Raw genomic sequence first — 20591 nt, 5'->3', positions numbered from 1 at the left:
AACTCCTGTATAAAGTTACGCCAACCAGATGGTTAATACACTCACCACCAACAAGGCGCTGCTCACCCAATTAAAGTAAATACGCCGACGCCCAACCAGCCAAGCTTGTAAACCATGACCTAACCATGCCCAGCTACTAATGCCAATAAAGCACATAAAAAAGGATATGCCAACAAACCAAGCTAATCCAAACTGATGATCTTTGTCTGTTACAAACAAAGACACCCCCGCCATACTGACCAACCAAGCTTTAGGGTTCAGTAATTGAGCCAAGGCGCCTGCGAGTAAACCTGAATGAGTCGATGCCTCTGACGCTAAGGCATTATTCACCCCATCTGAGCGAGCAATCTGCCAAGCGATGTAAAGTAAAAACAAACCGCCCACAATTCCCGTAATAGAAAGCAGTTGCGGCCACTGGGTAAAAACAAGGGTCAGGCCAAGGCCGGCCGACAACACGATCACACTATAAGCAAAGGTCGCCCCACACACATGGGGCAATGCTGCCTTAAAGCCCTGATTCGCAGCAATATTGGTCGCAATCATATTCACCGGCCCAGGCGAAATAGCGCCCACCAAGGCATATAAAATCATCGCCAGAAGAAATTCCATGGTTCATTACCTTAAGTGACTAACACAGCCGCCAGCATAACCATTTGCAAGACCACAAGATTGTAAAAAATTGCGCATTCAGGGCGATTAACGCATGTCACTATCTACAACATTAGCAGGACAACTCTGTCGCTATAAAATCAAATACACGCTTGATCCGAGGGTTGGCTCTTAGCTCTTCATGACAAACCAACCAGATGGGTAATTGCAGTGATGGTAGTTGAGCTGCAAAAGCACGTTGTAAACGAGGATCGCTATCCCCCACTTCTTGCGTTAAGTAAATCAAACCTAAGTGAGCATAGCAAAGTTGCATTTGTAGGCATTGGTTATCCGTGGTCAACATAATGTTGGCTGGAGACAATGGCCAACCTTGCTGATTGAACTGTTCCAACATCAATGCACTGTCACTAAAGCCAATGATTTGCAGGGATGCCATGGCGGATACGTCAGGTAAGCCAGCTAAATACTCTGGGGTTGCGTAAAGGTGGATGGATTCTTCACCTAGCTTGCGGGCAATCAAATTGGGTTGCGTTGGTTTAAAATTTCTAATGGCAATATCGGCTTCTCGGCGTTTTAAATCGCTGACTTGATTGGTCACCACCACCTCAATGGAAATATGGGGCTCGGCCTGCCTGAGCTTGGCAATGATGTTCGGTAATCGATATATGGCATCTAATTCGCTGGCTGAAATCACCACGTTGCCGATTAAGGTTTCTGCCTGACCTTGCGCCACCATAGCTAAACGGCTAGCTGCATCGGCCATCTCACGCACCACACTTAACAAGGCTAAGCCATTATCTGTCAGTGCCAGTTTATGACCAGAGCGCCGAAACAACAGTACGCCCAGCTCTTGCTCTAATGCGGCAACTTGCCGGCTTAGTGTGGGTTGTGACACGCCTAACGCTTTTGCAGCGGCGGACAATGTGCCTTCTTCTGCGGTGATCAAAAAAGCGCGAGTGCGATTCCAGTCAAAACCAATTAAATCCCATTTCATACAAATATGCATACCTTTATACTTATTTAGCCAATTAATACCACACAAATGTATAGGTAGAATAGTCTCACAGGATTTTAAGGAAGATAGGTGAGGAAGGTAGGTTATGAAGGTTCTACTGCTTGGTGCCACGGGTGCAACGGGAAGGCTCGTTGCTCAACAATTACTTGAGCGCAATATAAGGGTCAGCGTCATTGTTAGAGCCATCGAACGTTTAGATGCAAGCTTTACGAGGGATAAACGCGTGACGGTGATATGTGCAGATGTCTTTGACCTGTCAGTTCAGCAATTAACTCATCATCTTGTGGATTGTGAGGCGGTTATTTCTTGCTTAGGCCACAACTTAAGTTGGCAAGGCGTATTTGGCCAACCGCGAAATTTGGTCAGTGGCGTGCTCGAACGTGTGTGTTTGGCCATTCAAACAAACCCTCACAGCTCCCCGGTGAAAGTGATTTTAATGAGTAGCAGTGGCGTACAAAATAAGCAGAAGGAACAGCGTACTTCATGGCACTATGCCATCGTGAATACCATATTAAGGGTAGCAATTCCCCCTCATCGAGATAATGAAACAGCAGCATGGTATCTGCAAAACCTGAGTCAGTCAGCAAAATTAGCCATTGAATGGGTTGCCGTGCGGCCCGATACGTTAACCCAGCACCCCACGCCAACGGAGTACCAGTTGCACCGGTCAGTGCAATTTGATCCCATCTTCGATGCACAACAAACCAGCCGGGGCAACGTCGCCCATTTTATGGCGGAATTATTAACTAACGCTTCGCTATGGCAACACTGGAAGAGTCACATGCCGGTGATTTACAACAAATGAGTTTTGTTTGCACTATCCGACGCCTGTTCTTAAACGACTATCAGAGCCAAAGAGTGATACAACACGCGCAGTAACACCATCTCGGCTTATGCCGAACAGTTTTACTGCGCTCGTTTGAGAAAAGGTGGCTTATCTAATCATGCGGTTTTAGTATTGTACGCTCATGTATACGCCAGCTAAGCTGTGCTACTCGTAAATATCACGTCAAGGAAGAGAGATTGAAATATCAATTATTGATAAAAATAGCGACAGGTCGCAGTATATACTCAACCTACTTCTTACTCATATTTATGTTTATAGCCCCTGCTGCGGTATTTACCAGTCATCAAGTATTGGATGTGATTGCATGGATAATGCTTATTACCCTAGGTGTGTTTATCTTCATCACTGGCGTTGTCACTTTTCAGGAAGCTATCGCAAGCAAAAATTGGCCATCCTCGCAGGCTTACAATGTAAAATACTCACTAAAATGCACATCCAACAAAGGCGCTAAAAGCTATATTCCTGCCATTAAATGCAACTTTACTGTAGATGGCACGGAATATTCAGGCACGGAGTACGATTTCAGTGCAAGTTACACCAGTAAGGTAAAAGCAGATGCCAAACTTGATTCGGTAAAATCGAGGAGCTCAGTGTTGATCTACTATAAACCCTCGGATCCCAGTATTAATGTTATCAACCCAGGCCTAAACGCTACCCCTTTTATCAGAATCGTTCTTGGGGTATTGATGATAATCGTCCCCATCCTTATCTGGTCTAAGTTCATCATTTTAAAATAAATCACATAATAAGCGAGCAACGCCAATGCCGCCACCTAAACGAATAAGCATAAGTAAGGAACGCGACACTGATTAAACCTCTGTTCCAGCAAGCTTTTAGCTTTTACATCAAGCTGTTATTTTGTCTATTAGCGGCCGTGGGCCTGATCATGCAAGGCAGGTGCTGTTTAGTTATAACATCAGCCGCATTTTTATCGGTCTCGCTTTTGGGTATTTTTTACTTAGACTAGCGTCGTTGGCTTGGCTTTGGCTTCGGGTGAAACACTTTGCCATATTGCGCCTGATCCCATCAGGGCTACTACTGCTGATAGTGTTACTCAATGGTTTAGATACCTACTTGACGAAAAGGCAAATAGATATCAGCTTGCAAACTAAGGCGCAGCAATATCTGATGCAATGTCAAGCGCTTGGATCCTGCATTGGCGCTGCGCCAGCCAACCTGAAATACAGTGAAAACAATCTGCAGTTTGACTTGCTGTTTAATGTAGCAGAAACCGAGTTTACCCTCTTTATTCATCTGGGTTTGGATACTCGGTATCTGTTTAAAGCATCAATCCATGATGGCGTCAGCTCTGACGGGAAATATGATTTTTCCGGTTAATGCCTGATTTTGAGTATCTTGGCGCGCTTTGCTTTAATCACCCGACGCTTGGGTTACAGCCGGCGGGAGCAAGCGTTCAAACACGATGTCACCGTGCTTAAACACCACAAAATCGCCGGGGTTCAATTTCACCCAAGGCTCACCTTCGGTTAATGGGCGTGTGGCAATGACGGTGACGACATCATCGGGCGTGGTTTCTTGTTGAAAGTCCACCACCATGTCTTCATCAATTAAGCGCGCCTTGCCAAAGGGAGCTTTGCGGGTTAACCAATGTAGGTTATTGCTGCAATAGGCCATCACGTATTCGCCATCACTGAGCAACATATTAAACACGCCCTTTTCGCGCAGGGTATCACCGCAGCGAGCAAGCAGTTCAAATACACAGGTTAAGTCACTGGGCTTACACTGAAAGTGCAATTTGAGCTGAGCTAAGATCCAACAAAAAGCCTTTTCACTGTCGGTTTCGCCAATGGGCAGTAAGTCACCCGTGGGTAAGCCTTGATAGTCACTAAGCTGGCCATTATGGGCATAAGTCCAATTACGCCCCCATAATTCGCGGGTAAAGGGATGGGTGTTTTCTAAGCTAACGCCGCCGCGGTTAGCTTGCCTGATATGGCTGATCACCGCTTTGCTTTTAATGGGATAAGCTTTAACCAGCTCAGCAATTTCCGATTCACAGCTTGGCTGAGGATCTTTAAAGCTGCGACACCCTTTACCTTCATAAAAGGTAATGCCCCAACCATCGCGATGGGGTCCAGTGTCACCGCCGCGCTTCACTAAGCCGGTAAAACTAAAACAAATATCCGTGGGCACATTGGCGCTCATCCCTAACAACTCACACATGCTTTTTACCTTACTCCGCCAAGTCTTCCATTTCTTTTTCGATCAACATGATCAGGATATGAATAATTTTAATATGCACTTCTTGAATGCGATCGGCATAACCAAAGTGGGGGACACGAATTTCAATGTCGGCCAAGCCGGCCATTTTACCGCCATCTTTGCCTGTTAACGCAATCACCTTCATGCCCTTGGCCTTAGCCACTTCGATAGCATTAATAATGTTAGCTGAGTTACCGCTGGTACTCAGGCCAAATAATACGTCGCCCGCACGGCCAACGCCTTGCACATAACGAGAAAACACGTGTTCATAGCCGTAGTCATTACTCACGCAAGACATGTGACTGGCATCGGCAATGGCAATGCCCGGCAATGATGGCCTGTCACCACGATAACGACCGGTTAACTCTTCAGCAAAATGCATGGCATCACAATGAGAGCCACCATTACCACAAGAAAGCACTTTACCTTCGGCTTTAAAGCTGGTCGCAAGCATTTTCGCGGCCGCTGCTATTTTTTCTAGGTTCTCAGTTTCACTGATAAACTTGGCTAACACCTCGGCGGCTTCAGTTAACTCGGCTTGGATTAATTGCTGATACATGGCCTGTACTCAAGAAGGTTAAAGGCGGCATTGTGCCATAGTTACTAGATACACTCAAAGCTCTGTGACAATCTTCATCTATACTCAAGGCAGAGGTGATTGATGACAGATTTTATCCTTGTATTTATTTCTGGCTTGCTGATTTTCTTACTTATTTTGGCGAAGGCCTCATTGGCAACCTGCTCTTTCCTACTCGCCGCGGGCTTGATGCTAGCTTGGCTGCAGCAATGGTTGGTGTGGTGGGTAAACTTACCTTGCCTCATGCTTATAGGGGCTTTTAATCTTAGTCCTCTGCGCCAGCGCTATTTTTCTTACTACGGTTTAACTTGGTTTGTACGCCATAGTCGATTTTGGGTCAAACCCACATCTTGTTTAGGTCAAGGCTGGCTTGAGCGTAAAATCATGACGGGGCAAATTCAATGGCATCATCTACATGCCCAGCCTAGCCCGCGCTTAAATGCTCAGGAGCAAGCCTTTTTAGATGGCCCAACCGACCAACTCTGCCGCCTATTAATCAAGGCTCCCGCTGCGGGTCAACCAATTAGTGAAACCGTCTGGCGTCACTTAAAACAACATGGATTTTTGACCCTAAACCAAGGAGCGCATATTGGCGGCTGCGGCTATAGCTTTTATTGCATCAATAAGGTGATTCAAAGGGTGGCGAGCGTTAATTTAACCGCTGCCCAACTACTGGCCCGTGTCAATAGCACCAGCGCCGCCTCGTTTATCCAACATTGCGCCGCACCCGCTCAGCAACAGCTTTGGCTTGAGCCTATCTGCAGTGGCCAGCGCTTTGCTTTGCTGCTTACCGAAGCCAGCGCATTGATGAAGCAGATTGACGATGAATGGGGACAAATTCAGCTGGAGCAAATCAGCACCGCCACCCCCGAACTACCGGATCTATTGATTATTGCTGTGACGCGGCCAAGCCCTGTACACCCAAGCCAGCAAGAGCATGAGCTCAATCTGCCATCTTATCTGATGATCGACACCCAAGATTGCCCGCAGCTCAGTTATCAGTATGGTGAGGATCATCAGCTGTCCATTTCTTTGTTAGATTACTGCTTTCCTATCAGCAGCTTAATTCCACCTGAAGTAACCAAGCAATGGCATTGTCTAGCCCATGCTTGGCTTAAATTAAACTTAAGTGCACTGCAAGCGGCGCAAATGAAGCAAGCCTTATTGCAAGCACAACTACCCGATTCAGTGAACGCTCAGCCCAGCGTAACAAATAACCTTCACTCCACACATCATCGAGAAATGGCAGCAGATAAATCCATCAATCTGCTGCTGCGCGTCACCATTTTCAATGCCTGTATTGATATGACTTGCGCTGCGGTTGACAACGGGGAAAGTCCCATTTTGATTGCCGATTTATTAACCAATGAAATTGATCACACCCGTTCAGGTTTTGCCTTACCTGCGGCCAATCCTTACTTTGATTACCTGTTCACCTGCCACCCTTACCTTCGCCATGCCTATTTGGCGAGTCAAGGTGAGCAAGATCTCAGCAAATTTGACCATTACTTTGTTAGCCATATTGGCTATAACTTCAATCAATTTACAACCGTGTTTTGTAACAAGCTATTTTCACGTTACGCTTACCAAGCAACGGATGGGTATTATTTTCGATTGCTAAAACGATATAGCCATCTATTGGCTATTTTGGGAGAAGATTTGTTACTCTCAAGTCCAACCAGACACAGCAGAGACAGACAACAGCAACGATTATTAAGGCTACTTTCCCTCACTTATGTTATGGCGGCTTTACTGCGCAGCCAGCAAAGTAAGGCGATTAAATTCTCAGCCCTGAATCGAGTGGTCAACGAAATTGAAACCCATCGGCAAAACATTGCAGCCAACATGAAAACGTCATGGCAAGGTAAACTGTTTTGCATGTGCACTATGCCAAGCAGCCCCCTTTTCCTAGCAGACTCAGATGCAGATGCACGCCAAATTAGCCAAGAGATCAGCCAGCAACGGCATCATTTTCAAGATTTATGCGGGGATATCGCAGCCCAAGGAGAGCCAGGGCTGCGCAGTGAATGATATGATTAGGCTTGCTGTAAGCGAGCTAAACGCGCCCTTTGCCAAATCAATACAACCACTTGGCCAAGCGCCATGGCAGCAATGAAAAAGATGATTTCTTTTTGCCCCGACACCAAAGCCGTTAACGCAGGTCCAGGACAAATGCCCGCCGCGCCCCAGCCGATACCAAATAAGGCAGCACCAAACACTAAGGGTGCGTCTATCTGCTTATTGGTTGGCACTTTTAACGCCTCACCACTGATGGCCTTATTTCGCGGCTTAATTAAAAAGCGATAAGCCGGTGCAAACACCATTAAGGCGCCGCCCATCACCAAAGCCAAGCTAGGATCCCAATTGCCGGTGATGTTTAAAAAACCAATCACCTTAGCCGGGTCAACCATCTGAGAAATCACCATACCCATGCCAAACAGCATGCCAGCCACTAACGCAATAACACGATTAATCATCACACCCACCCCAACATTTGACGAATAAGCACCACAGCAATAGCCACCGCCATAAAGACCAAGGTCGCCACCACAGAGCGAACAGAAAAGCGCCCCATACCACAAATGCCGTGGCCGCTAGTACAACCATTGCCAAGCTTAGTGCCTATGCCTACCAACAAACCAGCTACAACATAAATAAGCCAAGATGACGATGGCATGTCCGGAATTGAGAACCCCAGAGGGATCAACGCCAACGCACCTAGCATCATGCCCACTAGAAATAACACCCGCCAACTGGTATCACCGCGATGAGGGGTAAACAAACCGGATAAAATGCCGCTAATACCGGCAATACGGCCACGAAACAGCAGTAAAATCACCGCTGACAGACCAAGTAACATACCGCCCGCTAAGGCGCTCCACGGGGTAAAGTTTTCCACTCTTACTCCTTATATTAAAAATAATACCCTTGTTATTTACTATTCCCGAGCAAGCTCAAAACCACGCTTCAGCCTGTGGGAGGCGAGCTCGCTCGGCGAATAAACCAGAAATGAGATTAGCTATTCACAAAAACTGGTTTTAAGCACCGCAAGTAACGCTTCAATGCGCTCGTCGGCAAGGGAATAAAACACCTGCTGCGACTCTTTGCGCACTTTCACTATGTTTTGTTTGCGCAGCACGCTTAGGTGTTGTGAAAACGCAGACTGACTTAACTGAGTATGCTGCGATAGTTCACTGACATTCATTTCACCTTGAGTGAGTAAACACAGCACCATCAAGCGATCTGGGTGAGCGACGGTTTTCAAAAACTCTGCCACCACGGCCGACTGCTGTTTCATTTTTTCAATGTCGTTCATATCCACCTCTTGTCCTTAACGGCGCCATTGTAATGTAAGGCAATTAAATTAGTCAAAGCTATTTTAGGCAAACCTTAATTAGAAAAAACTAAAATAACATTTGATTAATTAGATTATACTAATATAGTATTTGCTAATCGAAGGAGATGGGTGTTTATCGCCTATCTCAATGTCTGGTTAGGCAAGACTAGAGCAACCTAAGGAGTCACCGATGAAATTAGACAATGCAGTTCGCGTATTTGCTGGCACCATGGTGCTATTGTCACTTGTACTCACGTACTGGGTATCGCCTCACTTTGTCTGGTTTACCGTCTTTATCGGATTTAACCTGATCCAAAGCGCTTTCACCGGCATCTGCCCCGCCGCCAGCATACTGAAAAAATTAGGCTTTGCGCCCTAGTAACAGATTTCTATTAATTTAAATACAGCGAGGATACATGACTAAAATTTTAATTATCGGTGGTGTTGCTGGCGGTGCCTCTGCCGCCGCCCGCGCCAGACGCTTAAGCGAAGATGCCCAAATTATCATGTTTGAGCGCGGCCCCTTTGTTTCTTTTGCCAACTGTGGCTTGCCTTATCACATTGGCGGCGATATCACCGAGCGCAGCAAATTATTACTGCAAACACCCGAAAGTTTTTTATCGCGTTTCAATGTCGACGTACGCGTAATGAACGAAGTGGTCGAGATAGATAAAGACAATAAAACGGTAACGGTGAAAAATCTGGTCGATAACAGCCAATACACCGAAAGCTATGACTTTTTACTATTAAGCCCGGGAGCAGCACCGATCGTGCCACCTATCCCCGGTATTCAAAATCCGTTAACTCATTCACTGCGCAATATCCCAGATATGGACAAGATATTGCACACCCTAGCGTTGAATAAGGTTAAACATGCCACCGTCGTGGGCGGCGGTTTTATTGGCCTTGAAATGATGGAAGCCTTTCATCAACGCGGCATAAACACCACGCTAATTGAGCTGGCGGATCAAGTCATGACCCCAGTGGATCGCGAAATGGCTGGCTTTGCCCACGCGGAAATTCGCGCCCATGGCATTGACCTAAGATTAGGCGTGGCACTGGCGGGAGTGGAATACATTGCCAGCCCTGAGCCCAGCGATGAACAAGATATCCGTGGTCATTTAACCCTAGCTCTGAGCAACGGTGAAAGCTTAGACACAGATCTGCTGATCATGGCCATTGGCGTGCGCCCCGAAACCAGCCTAGCGGCTAAAGCAGGCCTAACCATTGGCGAGCTGGGCGGCATTTGGACCAAGCCAAACATGCAAACCAGCGACCCATACATTTACGCCGTGGGAGATGCCATTGAAGAAAGCGACTTTGTGACCGGAGGTGCAACCATAGTGCCATTAGCTGGCCCAGCCAATCGCCAAGGCCGCATGGCTGCCGACAACATGCTGGGACGAAACGAGCACTACCAAGGCACCCAAGGCACCGCCATTTGTAAGATTTTTGACTTGGCTATCGCAAGTACGGGTAAAAATGAGAAGCAACTTAAACGTGCCAACATCCCTTATGAAAAGGTGTATGTGCACGCGGCAAGTCACGCCAGCTACTACCCGGGCTCAGAAATTGTGTCCTTTAAACTCTTGTTTGACCCAACATCGGGCAAGATTTTAGGCGCACAAGCCGCTGGTAAAGACGGGGTTGATAAACGAATCGACGTAATGGCCGTGGCGCAACGCGCTGGTATGACGGTAGAGCAATTACAGCATCTTGAACTGACCTATGCGCCGCCTTACGGCAGTGCAAAAGACGTGATTAACCAAGCGGCATTTGTGGCTAGCAACATCATCAAAGGCGATGCCACGGCCATTCATTATTATGAAATCGACCAGCTCAGTGACAACCAAGTGCTACTCGATGTGCGAAACCCTGGTGAGCTTGAAAACGTCGGCATGATAGCGGGCGCGATCAATATTCCGGTCGATCAATTGCGCCAGCGCATGAGCGAGCTGCCTAAAGACAAAGAAATCGTCATATACTGTCAAGTAGGTTTACGAGGCAACGTGGCGTACCGCCAGTTAGTCAATAATGGCTATAAAGCGCGTAACCTTATTGGTGGTTATCGCACTTATAAATTTGCCAAGGTTTAAACCTCGATTAACTTGGGTTAAGCACATACAAGATTTATCGTGTGAATAAGTAGCAAAACGTCGTTTTCAGGGATGAAAACGCCGAGCGTATAGGGACATATTCACCGCGTTTTTGCGAATTATTCATACGATATTGCTTGTGCAAAGGTAAGGTTAACCAAGGCGATCATACCTCAAACAATATGCCAAGGAGTGCCAGATGAGTTTAACCGCGTTAAATCAATTTAAAATGGCAATATCGCTCGTCTGCGCGTCCCTTGCCATGATGCTCTTTAGCGACTCCAGCTTAGCCGTGCAAGGCGAGGTTGGCGACGAAAACATAGTCGTTTTAACCGTCACCCCAACCAAGTCGCCAACCCTATTAACCTTTAATGCTACCATCGAAGCCGTTAACCATGGCACAGTGTCGGCGCAAACTTCGGGGCGAATTACCCAGCTCAATTATGATGTTAGCGATCGCGTTCCCGCAGGGGCAACCTTACTGACCATTACCGACACCGAGCAAGCCGCCAGTATTTTAGCGGCCAAGGCCAATGTGTCGGCCGCTGAAGCCGCCAATATCGAAGCCCAACTTAATTTACAACGCCTTAGCGCCTTATACCCCAAGGGGGCAATTTCCAAAGGCCAATTAGATCAAGCTAAAGCCAACGCACAAGCCAGCAAAAGCCAATTACAAGCCGTTCTGGCCCAGTTAACGCAAGCCGAACAAGCCCACAGCTATACGCAAGTTAACGCCCCTTTTGCGGGCGTGGTAACCGAGCGTCATGTGCAACTTGGCGAAGCCGTTAACATGGGCACCCCGCTCTACTCTGGCTTTGCTGTTGATAAACTGCGCGCCGTGGTCGCCATCCCGCAAAGCTATTTGGCTAGCATCGCACCCGAAAACCAATACACCATCTTGCTCAATGACCAGCCGATTATCACCAGCCAAGATGCGGTGCTATTCAACTATGCCAATAGCCAAAGTCATAGCATTAATTTACGGGTGAATTTTGACAATCCCCAAGGCCAACTGATGCCGGGCATGTGGGTAAAAGTACAATTTGCGGCAAAGCCTGCACCTGACAAAAGCACCGAGCAAATTTGGCTGCCGCACAGCGCCGTGCTATCTCAATATCAGCTAAACAATGTTTACCTTAAAACCGAGTCAGGCTGGCAGCTTGTTCAAGTGCGCATCGCCGAGCAAAAAGATGACCAAGTGCTGATCACGGGCGGCCTACAAGCCAATGATGTAATAGCTAAAGATGCTCAGCGAGTACAAGCACACATACTTAACGCTCACAAAGCGAATCGACAAGAAATTCAATAAGCGAGGAAAGCATCATGGACAAGCCAAGGCTCGGCATTTCAGGGCGCATCGCTAAACAATTTCAACACTCTGCCATCACCCCATTATTGGCCATTACCGGCTTATTGCTGGGGCTCTTTGCTGTTCTCATCACGCCAAAAGAAGAAGAGCCGCAAATCGATGTGACCTTTGTTGATGTGTTTATCCCCTTCACGGGAGCATCGGCGCAAGAGGTCGAAAACCTGCTCACCTATCCCGCCGAGCAAGTGATCTCAGAGCTCCATGGCATCGACACCTTGTACTCCTTTTCTCAAAGTGGCGGCGCCATGTTTATTGTGGTGTTTGAGGTGGGCGTGCCGCGCGAGCAGGCCATTGTTGGCTTATATAATCAGCTTTACGCCAATTTAGATAAATTGCCGCAACAAGCCGGCGTTGGCCAGCCGCAGGTAAAACCCAAGGCCATCGATGATGTGCCTATTGTTAGCCTAACCTTGTGGTCAGAAAATGCCGATACCCGTTTAACCGACCTTAGCGACATCGCCACCAGCTTAGAAACCGAGCTCAAACGCATTCCCGGCACGCGCACCGTCACGGTTCACGGCCATCAGCAACGGGTCCTTAGCATTCGTCTTGATAGTCAAAAAATGAATGCCTATGGCGTTAATATTGGCCAAATCAGTGCGCTATTAGGACAAGGAAATCAGCGTTCAAACCTCCTACCCGTGCAACAAGCCAACCAAATTATTCAGGTGCAAACGGGGCAGTTTTTTCAATCACAACAAGAGCTAAGCCAATTAGTGATAGCCCTTCATCACGGCGCGCCGGTTTACTTAAATGATGTGGCCACCTTAACCTTGGGACCAGAGCTGCCTAGCCAAAGTGTGTGGCATGCCTTTACGGAAAATGAACAAGGCCAACTTTATCCGGCGGTGACCTTGAGCATCGCCAAACAGCCCGGTCAAAATGCGGTGGCGGTGGCCGAGCAAATTCTAACGCGCATGAGTCAGCTAGAAAATGTGTTACTGCCGAGCAATATTCACTATGAGGTCACCCGCAACTACGGCGTCACCGCAGAAAATAAATCCAACACCCTGATCGGCAAGCTTATTTTTGCCACCATCGCGGTCATTGTACTAGTGATTATCACCATGGGCTGGCGCGAAGCCTTAGTGGTGGGCGCCGCCATTACCGTTACCTTGGCGCTCACTTTATTTGCTTCTTGGGCATGGGGCTTTACCCTCAATCGGGTGTCGTTATTCGCCCTGATCTTTTCTATCGGCATCTTGGTCGATGACGCCATCGTGGTGGTTGAAAACATCCATCGTCACATGAGCTTAGAAAACAAGCCGTTACTGGCCATTATTCCCAAGGCGGTAGATGAAGTGGGCGGTCCAACTATTTTAGCCACCTTTACCGTGATTGCCGCGTTATTGCCCATGGCCTTTGTTTCTGGCCTGATGGGGCCCTATATGAGCCCTATCCCCATTAATGCCAGCCTTGGCATGCTGATTTCCTTGCTGGTGGCCTTTGTGTTATCACCTTGGTTAAGTGGGCATCTACTTCATCGCCATCAGCCAAACGCAGACTCAAAGTCAAACCTAGACGTTAACGCAAACAAACAAGGGAGCCTGATCTTGCGCTTTTTTACCCGCATGATGACGCCCTTTGTTAACCCCCAAGGCGGAAGACGCGCTCGCGCTGGACTTGGCTTAGTGATTGCCCTGCTTATTTTAGGTTCAATCGCCTTGCCATTAACTCAGCATGTGGTGCTAAAAATGCTGCCCTTTGATAATAAATCTGAGTTTCAGGTGATGATAGATTTGCCCGAAGGCGCCACCTTAGAAACCAGTCAGCGCTTAGGCGCGGCCTTAAGCCAATACCTGTTAACCGTGCCTGAAGTGGTCAACTTACAACTCTATGCCGGCAACAGTGCGCCGATTAATTTTAACGGCCTAGTGCGCCACTATTATTTACGCAATAACCCTGCCCTTTCCGATATTCAAGTTAATCTGGTGGATAAGCATCACCGCGACCGTAGCAGCCATGAAATCGCCCTGTCGGTGCGAGAAAAGCTACAACAAATCGGCCAAGGCTATGATGCCAATATTAAAGTAGTCGAAGTGCCACCGGGGCCGCCGGTGTGGTCGCCCATTGTGGCCGAGGTTTACGGCCCAAGCCAACAGGCGCGAGAGCAAGGGGCGCAGCAAGTGTTAGCCATCTTTACCAAAACACCTGATTTAGTGGATATCGACATCGAATTGCCCGCCGCCCAAAGCCAATGGCAAGTCGTTATCGATCGCGAAAAAGCCAGCTTGCTTGGCGTATCGCCGCAAACCATCGTGTCGACATTAAGCGCCGCATTGGCAGGGCAAGATGTGGCTACCTTGCATTTACCCAATCAAAAACGCCCAGTGCCCATTCGCTTACAACTAACCGAAGCCAATAAGCTGGATCTACAAGACGCTTTGCAGCTACAGGTGCCTACGCAAACAGGCCAAATGGTTGCCTTAAGCGAACTCGTCATTGTGGTTAAGGGACACATAGATTCCACCATAGTGCATAAAAACATGCAGCCTATGATCATGGTGGTGGCCGATATGGCGGGCGAGCTAGACAGCCCCTTGTATGGCATGTTTGATGTGTCTAGTCAGCTAGATAAACAAGCCGCGCCGCCCTCGCAGCACTTTATCAGCACGCCCGACGGCTTTGCTGACATGAGCATTTTATGGGATGGCGAATGGAAAATTACCTATGAAACCTTTCGCGATATGGGCATCGCCTATGCCGTGGGCATGATTTTGATTTATCTGCTGGTGGTCGCGCAGTTTAAATCCTATAGCGTACCACTGGTGATCATGGCGCCCATTCCCTTAACCATCATTGGCGTGTTGCCCGGCCATGCTCTTTTTGGCGCGCAATTTACCGCCACTTCCATGATAGGCATGATAGCCCTTGCGGGGATCATCGTGCGTAACTCTATTTTGCTGGTTGATTTTATTCAGCAGCAAAGCGCCAATGGCATGCCCCTAGAGCAAGCCGTAATTGAGTCAGGTGCGGTCAGGGCTAAACCCATTTTACTCACCGCGCTGGCCGCCATGATAGGTGCGTTATTTATCTTGGACGATCCGATATTTAATGGCTTAGCCATCAGCTTGATTTTCGGGATTTTTATCTCGTCCCTGCTGACCTTAGTGGTGATCCCTATCTTGTATTACAGCGTGTATGGCAATCAAAAAGTACGTTAAGAAACGGGAATGTGAGCAACAAGGGCAAGCATAAATAGGTGGCAAACTAAAACCACGGCGGTAATTTTACCGCGCATTTTTTGATAATCAGCTGACAAACTTTGCCATGATAGCAAGCTTCGTTCTAACACTAACAGCCATACATAAGCAGCAGCGAGATAAGCCAGCTGTGCCCAAGTTGGGGCGAACACCAATACCGGCATGGCTAAGGTCACCAGCACCACTAGCCAAGCTTGGCCTTGGGTTTGCTCTTGCTGGGTGCTATCTTGACTTGATTGAGGGTGAGTACTGGGTTGCCACATCGATCCTGCAACAAAGCTTACTATACTAATGCTATAAAAAATAAAAGCTTGCAGCAGCCAATCTGTTTCAGCAATAAAATAGCCACCGGTAAACAATAAAAAAGGCACTAAGCCAAGGTAGCCTAAGGTGATGTGATGGGATGAAGTTGATAATCTTGACATGTACGCTGTTACTCTCAATGGGGCAAGTTTGACAGTAAACGAGCAAGCAAGGCGAAACGATCATCGCCCTGCCATTATCCACAGGCAAAAAACCGGTTAGTGCACCTTTAGTTTCGCCTTTAATTAAGCGGCGTCACTAAGGTTTCTGGGTACTTAAACAACAAGCTCGCCAGCTCGGCTATCACCTTATTACGCTCTTCTAAACTGAGCTCGCTATTAGTGAGATAAATGCTGACAAAAGTCGGCGTTTGCTCACCTTGCCATAACAAGGCGGTGACGCCGCGCGAGCCATAACTGCCAGCTCCGCTGCGATCGGCAATCTGCCAACCCGTCGGTATTACCGAGCGGATCAAAGGCGCTGACACAGTATTGTCCATCATCCATTGCTTTAACTGAGCCTTGGCGTCATTACTAATATGGGGGCCGGTAAACAGTTGATTTAAGGTATGAACCATGGCGACTGGCGTGGTAGTGTCACGCTCACCATCAGGTGAAGCATCATTGATTTCGGGCTCGATACTTACCAAGCGCGTGGTCATATCTCCCATTAACCGGATAAAGCGCATCACCGAGCGCTGACCACCCAAATGCTCTAACACTAAGTTCACAGCGGTATTATCACTGGTCAACATGGTGGCTTCACAGGCCTGCATCACCGTCATTTTGCGGCCGATATTTTTTTCTGTTACCGGCGACCAAGGCACTAACATATCAGCTTGAATAAGGGTACTGGCATTGGCGTCTAAGCCGCCCGTTTCAATTTGACCTAGCATTCGAGCGCACACTAAGGTTTTAAAGGTGCTCATAATCGGAAAGCGTTCATCGCCGCGATACTGCCACAACCTGCCTATCTCGCCCTGAAAGGTCGCCATGCCAATGCGGGCATTCACGCGCGTTTCAATCGCTTGGATCTCTTGGTTTAGTTTATCTTCAAACGCCCATGCATGGCTGCTACCACACAGCAACAATAACCCAAGTATAAAACGGGTTTTAATTCCTTTAATCATAACCACTTCCTTTATGTTAAGGCGGTTATTTTCTCTGGCCAAGGGCGACATCGCAACCTCACCTTTAGCAAAATTACCCATATCGTTAACTTGATTGCAAAAAATAACGCGCGCTTTATAGCCGCTCAGTTCCGGAAACAGTGAACGCCATAGAAAGGTGACAGGTAAAGCCGTGGGTAAGGCGTCATAGGCCCATCACCTTAGCGTATTAAGGGTGGATCATCATGATGTTGACTTGTGAATACATTGTAAAATCAACAACAAAGGTGTATCAGGATAAAGAAATATCGGTACAACACCTGTTATTTACAGCCTCATCAAGATATTAAAAAACTCATAAATTCAAGAGACAAAGGAATTACCGATAGACCATAAATATAAAAACCGAAGGCAAAATTTAATCAAAAATTACACACTTTTGTAACAGATTTATAATGTTTTTTTATACTGCTATGCCTGCTTGATACGAATCAATTATTAACCCTCTCCCCGAAGCTACATTGCGATCAAAAGAGGCAAAGGACGCCGCGAATAGCGAATGCAATGGCTAAAGCTAAAACTACAGCAATAGCCGTAGCAATCAAGTCAGGCTGGTATCAGGCTAATTGCTCCTTTGCCAACTAAATCAATAAAAAACGAACGCTATTTTTATCTATAAAAGGGAACTTAACATGAAAAACCGTTGGCTTATTGCCGCATCGGCTGTGGGGATCCACGGCTCGATAGGCTCAGTATACGCATGGAGCGTATTTAACCTGCCACTTGAACAAACCTTTGGTTGGGACAAATCAGCCGTTGCCAGCACCTTTAGCTTGGCGATTTTCTTCCTTGGCTTGTCGGCCGCCATCATGGGCCACTTTGTTGAGCGCCATGGCCCTCGCAAAGCCGGCTTAATTGCCGCCACCTTTTGGGGCACAGGATTATTAGTTGCAGGCCTTGGCACTTACATCGGCAACATTTACTTACTCTGGCTAGGCTACGGCGTATTAGGCGGTATTGGTCTGGGTGTGGGTTACATTACGCCGGTATCCACCTTGGTTAAATGGTTCCCCGATCGCCGCGGCTTTGCCACCGGTCTTGCTATTATGGGCTTTGGTTTTGGCGCCATGATCGGCGGCCCCGTGTTTGGTTATTTAATGGATAACTACTCTATTTCAACCACCTTCTTTGTCTCTGGTATTGCTTACATGATCATCATGTACCTATCAGCATTGTATCTTGAGCGCCCACCAGAAGGTTGGATGCCAGCTGGCATGAAAGAAGCCGTGGCATCTGGCGCGAAAAAAGTCACCCAAGACTTAAGCCAGCAAAGTGCCAATGAAGCGATTAAAACCGCGCCTTTCTACTGGCTATGGGTGATGATGTTTATCAACATCGCTTGTGGTATCGGCGTCATTTACTCGGCTTCTCCACTGGCACAAGAAACCATCGGCTTAACGCCATCGGAAGCGGCTGCCGTAGTCGGTTTAATGGCGGTATTTAACGGTATTGGCCGTCTCGCTTGGGCTACCTTCTCTGACACCTTAGGGCGTCCAAACACTTACATTGCCTTCTTTGTGTTGCAAATTGCCCTGTTCTTGATGCTACCTAACATCACCAGCGTGATCTTGTTCCAAGTAGTACTATTTACCATCATGACCTGTTACGGCGGCGGTTTTGCCACCCTACCGGCCTTTATCGGTGACTTATTTGGTACCAAACAGCTAGGCGCTATCCACGGTTACATCCTAACCGCATGGGCATTTGCCGGCTTAGTGGGCCCACAAATCGCCGCTTACCTGCGCTCTGTGACAGGCAGCTACGAGCTAACCCTCTACATCTTTAGCGCAGCCTTTATTGTGGCCTTGGCGGTGTCGGTTTTAATGAAATCTTACATCACCAAAACCCGCGCCAGCATGGCGGCCGCAACGGCTTAATCTAGCTGTGTGATCACTCAACGCACATGACCCAACGGCCCTATATAAAGGGCCGTTTTTGATCCGAGGCAATAGCCCACGGGTAAGAGCGATATTTATATCGCGAACATCTAACAGATAACACGCTGTTTCGCGCAATAAATTGCGCTCCTACGACTGCATCCCTTGACCTGTAACAACTTGAGAGTGTTAGATGTAACAATAAATAGCGAGACTATCGCTTTGCTCACAGCAATGGGTTAACTAACTGATATATAATTACTAAAAAGTTCTAGCCCCAGCATTACTGGGGCCAAAATGATCTCGGTAATCTGACATTTTGGCTTATGTTAAAGATGGCTCGGTGGTTATATGTTTGATAACTAATTGCTTTTTGGCGCTTGCCTTAGTCGTGGTGCGATGGCATATCACGAAAAGTGGGTAAAACACTGTTAAGTTTCAAGGAACATTGTGCAAACTATCGAAGTCACACCAAAAGAGTTTTTCACTGAGCTCGAGTATGCACTCTCAAGTAGGAGTTTTGATGGCGTTGAGGCTTTGCGTGACTACGTATCACCGCAGTTCGCTGAGCATCTTACAAACCAATATCTTGAGGCAGAGGACTGGGGCACTAAAGAGCTAATCATTCATTTAGTTCAAGATCAGTTATCTAATGACTTCTCTACAATCTTACTAGATGCCATTAAAGCCCCCTCTGCAGAGTCAAAGGCTTATAGCATCTGCTTCCGAGAACAAGATAGAGCGCTCTTCAATAAGTACGTCGTGGACTATTTTGTGTCGGCTCAGCTTGTAGAAAAGGACGCAAAGAAATACCTTCCTTCAAAACCTTGGTGGAAGTTTTGGTAAAAAACTTAACAATCCCAGGCAGCAACGCCAGCAAGCTGGCTGGACCTCGTTACACTCGGCCGCTGCTGGCGGGCGTTATGGCTACCAATAATATGAAAGTAACCAAGTTAAACGAAGAATACAAACCAACTAGCGATCGTTTGGGGAATATTGAAAGCCTTCTTGGCTGTAGGCTGCCAGATAGCTATAGAGCATTTCTGATTGAAAACGATTGGTGCATGGTTGAGCCATGTGGTTTTGCTATTGGATATTTGCCTGAAACAAATAACATGAAAACTAATGATCAAGTTGAAGCTTTTTACGGTTTACATGAGCCTGATGACGAGCCTAGCAATCTCATCTGGAATTATAGGTGCTTCTCTACTTCAGAAAGGATTCCTAAACAACTAATAGCCATAGGCTCAACATGTGGCAATCAACTTTGCATTGGTATTAGCGGTGAGTATCGAGGAAAAATATATTGGTGGTCTCAGCATTTTGAGCTAGAACAGGAAAGCTTCGAAAATTGCACGTTGTTAGCGGATAGTTTTGATTCATTTTTATCACAGCTTAGAGAGTAAGGCCATAACAATCCCAGGCAGCAACGCCAGCAAGCTGGCTGGACCTCCTTTCAGTCGGCCGCTGCTGGGTGGCGTTATACGTTGCGCATAAAATTAAGCAATTAGAAGGATTTAAAGCTTATGATTACTTGCTATGTCAGGTACGTGATTGACCCGAAAAAGGTCAAAGAATTTGAAGAATACGCAAGAATGTGGATTCCACTTGTTGAGAAGTTCGGTGGTCAACACAATGGCTATTTCCTACCGTCAGAAGGTGCGAATAATATAGCTCTAGCTTTGTTCACATTTGAAAGCTTATCAGCATATGAAGAGTATCGTGTTAAATCTTTAAATGATCCTGAGTGTATTGAAGCTTTTGAATTTGCAGATAAAGTAGACTGCATTATTAGCTATGAACGTAGCTTTTTTAGACCAGTGCTCGGGTAAGGAAGCAACGTATAACAAGAGACTATGGCGTCAATAGTTATTTTTAAACTTTTGGCGCTTCCCACATAACACCGTCTCTGAGCATCGAATTGAGCGTGACAACCATCTTCCTGATACAAGCGATGATGGCTACTTTCT

At 47.1% G+C, this 20591-nt stretch carries 21 protein-coding genes; 12 read left to right on the top strand and 9 right to left on the bottom strand.

Going from position 1 to position 20591, the window contains the following annotated elements; translation table 11 throughout:
• Window positions 1-15: 15 nt before the first annotated feature.
• The gene (locus K6Y21_RS18545; protein WP_233073368.1) at window positions 16-609 is read right to left on the bottom strand and encodes a LysE family translocator; all 594 of its coding nucleotides are present in this window, start codon (window positions 607-609) and stop codon (window positions 16-18) included.
• A gap of 112 nt (window positions 610-721) precedes the next feature.
• Complete coding sequence (locus K6Y21_RS18540; RefSeq protein WP_233073367.1) at window positions 722-1603, bottom strand: LysR family transcriptional regulator; 882 nt, start codon at window positions 1601-1603, stop codon at window positions 722-724.
• Window positions 1604-1709: 106 nt separating this feature from the next.
• Here K6Y21_RS18540 and K6Y21_RS18535 point away from each other — a divergent pair, with 106 nt between their 5' ends.
• The 3 genes from K6Y21_RS18535 to K6Y21_RS18525 all read left to right on the top strand — a co-directional run bounded on the left by K6Y21_RS18535 (window position 1710) and on the right by K6Y21_RS18525 (window position 3809).
• Window positions 1710-2429: an SDR family oxidoreductase gene (locus K6Y21_RS18535; RefSeq protein WP_233073366.1), complete on the top strand. Its 720-nt coding sequence runs from the start codon at window positions 1710-1712 to the stop codon at window positions 2427-2429.
• Window positions 2430-2647: 218 nt separating this feature from the next.
• The gene (locus K6Y21_RS18530; RefSeq protein ID WP_233073365.1) at window positions 2648-3208 is read left to right on the top strand and encodes a DUF3592 domain-containing protein; all 561 of its coding nucleotides are present in this window, start codon (window positions 2648-2650) and stop codon (window positions 3206-3208) included.
• Window positions 3209-3329: 121 nt separating this feature from the next.
• On the top strand, window positions 3330-3809 hold the full coding sequence (locus K6Y21_RS18525; RefSeq protein ID WP_233073364.1) for a hypothetical protein: 480 nt from the start codon (window positions 3330-3332) through the stop codon (window positions 3807-3809).
• A gap of 33 nt (window positions 3810-3842) precedes the next feature.
• On the opposite strand, the gene K6Y21_RS18520 is transcribed toward K6Y21_RS18525, so the two are convergent.
• Together K6Y21_RS18520 and lpcA are read right to left on the bottom strand one after the other, a co-directional pair.
• Window positions 3843-4652, bottom strand: coding sequence for a class II glutamine amidotransferase (locus tag K6Y21_RS18520; protein WP_233073363.1), 810 nt, complete (start codon window positions 4650-4652; stop codon window positions 3843-3845).
• Window positions 4653-4662: 10 nt separating this feature from the next.
• Complete coding sequence (gene lpcA, locus K6Y21_RS18515; protein WP_233073362.1) at window positions 4663-5250, bottom strand: D-sedoheptulose 7-phosphate isomerase; 588 nt, start codon at window positions 5248-5250, stop codon at window positions 4663-4665.
• Window positions 5251-5352: 102 nt separating this feature from the next.
• Here lpcA and K6Y21_RS18510 point away from each other — a divergent pair, with 102 nt between their 5' ends.
• Window positions 5353-7299, top strand: coding sequence for an acyl-CoA dehydrogenase domain-containing protein (locus tag K6Y21_RS18510; RefSeq protein ID WP_233073361.1), 1947 nt, complete (start codon window positions 5353-5355; stop codon window positions 7297-7299).
• A 5-nt stretch (window positions 7300-7304) separates the two neighbouring features.
• Here K6Y21_RS18510 and K6Y21_RS18505 read toward each other — a convergent pair whose 3' ends face one another.
• The 3 genes from K6Y21_RS18505 to K6Y21_RS18495 all read right to left on the bottom strand — a co-directional run bounded on the left by K6Y21_RS18505 (window position 7305) and on the right by K6Y21_RS18495 (window position 8584).
• On the bottom strand, window positions 7305-7745 hold the full coding sequence (locus K6Y21_RS18505; RefSeq protein WP_233073360.1) for a YeeE/YedE family protein: 441 nt from the start codon (window positions 7743-7745) through the stop codon (window positions 7305-7307).
• Complete coding sequence (locus tag K6Y21_RS18500) at window positions 7745-8167, bottom strand: YeeE/YedE family protein (RefSeq protein ID WP_233073359.1); 423 nt, start codon at window positions 8165-8167, stop codon at window positions 7745-7747. The genes K6Y21_RS18505 and K6Y21_RS18500 overlap by 1 nt, the downstream gene beginning before the upstream one ends.
• Window positions 8168-8287: 120 nt before the next feature.
• Window positions 8288-8584, bottom strand: a complete 297-nt coding sequence (locus K6Y21_RS18495; protein WP_233073358.1) for an ArsR/SmtB family transcription factor — start codon at window positions 8582-8584, stop codon at window positions 8288-8290.
• 211 nt (window positions 8585-8795) lie between these two features.
• Between K6Y21_RS18495 and K6Y21_RS18490 the strand changes: the two genes are divergently transcribed.
• From K6Y21_RS18490 to K6Y21_RS18475, 4 genes are all read left to right on the top strand, one after another.
• On the top strand, window positions 8796-8984 hold the full coding sequence (locus tag K6Y21_RS18490) for a YgaP family membrane protein (RefSeq protein WP_233073357.1): 189 nt from the start codon (window positions 8796-8798) through the stop codon (window positions 8982-8984).
• Window positions 8985-9021: 37 nt separating this feature from the next.
• Window positions 9022-10701, top strand: a complete 1680-nt coding sequence (locus K6Y21_RS18485) for an FAD-dependent oxidoreductase (protein ID WP_233073356.1) — start codon at window positions 9022-9024, stop codon at window positions 10699-10701.
• Window positions 10702-10900: 199 nt separating this feature from the next.
• Window positions 10901-12010: an efflux RND transporter periplasmic adaptor subunit gene (locus K6Y21_RS18480; protein WP_233073355.1), complete on the top strand. Its 1110-nt coding sequence runs from the start codon at window positions 10901-10903 to the stop codon at window positions 12008-12010.
• A gap of 14 nt (window positions 12011-12024) precedes the next feature.
• Window positions 12025-15234, top strand: coding sequence for an efflux RND transporter permease subunit (locus tag K6Y21_RS18475; protein WP_233073354.1), 3210 nt, complete (start codon window positions 12025-12027; stop codon window positions 15232-15234).
• On the opposite strand, the gene K6Y21_RS18470 is transcribed toward K6Y21_RS18475, so the two are convergent.
• Window positions 15231-15698 carry a DUF3429 domain-containing protein gene (locus K6Y21_RS18470; protein WP_233073353.1) on the bottom strand — a complete coding sequence of 156 codons (468 nt, stop codon included), beginning with the start codon at window positions 15696-15698 and terminating at the stop codon, window positions 15231-15233. The genes K6Y21_RS18475 and K6Y21_RS18470 overlap by 4 nt on opposite strands.
• 119 nt (window positions 15699-15817) lie before the next feature.
• Window positions 15818-16705, bottom strand: a complete 888-nt coding sequence (gene bla, locus K6Y21_RS18465) for a class A beta-lactamase (RefSeq protein WP_233073352.1) — start codon at window positions 16703-16705, stop codon at window positions 15818-15820.
• Window positions 16706-17376: 671 nt separating this feature from the next.
• Between bla and K6Y21_RS18460 the strand changes: the two genes are divergently transcribed.
• The 4 genes from K6Y21_RS18460 (at window position 17377) to K6Y21_RS18445 (ending at window position 20453) form a co-directional block, all read left to right on the top strand.
• The gene (locus K6Y21_RS18460) at window positions 17377-18621 is read left to right on the top strand and encodes an L-lactate MFS transporter (RefSeq protein WP_233073351.1); all 1245 of its coding nucleotides are present in this window, start codon (window positions 17377-17379) and stop codon (window positions 18619-18621) included.
• Window positions 18622-19071: 450 nt separating this feature from the next.
• Entirely contained in the window at window positions 19072-19467 is a 396-nt protein-coding gene (locus K6Y21_RS18455; protein WP_233073350.1) for a hypothetical protein, read from the top strand.
• The gene (locus K6Y21_RS18450) at window positions 19461-20027 is read left to right on the top strand and encodes an SMI1/KNR4 family protein (RefSeq protein WP_233073349.1); all 567 of its coding nucleotides are present in this window, start codon (window positions 19461-19463) and stop codon (window positions 20025-20027) included. The genes K6Y21_RS18455 and K6Y21_RS18450 overlap by 7 nt, the downstream gene beginning before the upstream one ends.
• A 120-nt stretch (window positions 20028-20147) precedes the next feature.
• Window positions 20148-20453, top strand: coding sequence for an NIPSNAP family protein (locus K6Y21_RS18445; protein WP_182110718.1), 306 nt, complete (start codon window positions 20148-20150; stop codon window positions 20451-20453).
• Window positions 20454-20591 lie beyond the last annotated feature (138 nt).

The organism is Motilimonas eburnea (genome assembly GCF_021295345.1).
Classification (GTDB): Bacteria; Pseudomonadota; Gammaproteobacteria; order Enterobacterales; family CBDFNC01; genus Motilimonas; species Motilimonas eburnea.
The sequence above is the reverse complement of the archived record's forward strand: the minus strand, read 5'-3'. Positions and strand labels throughout refer to the sequence as shown.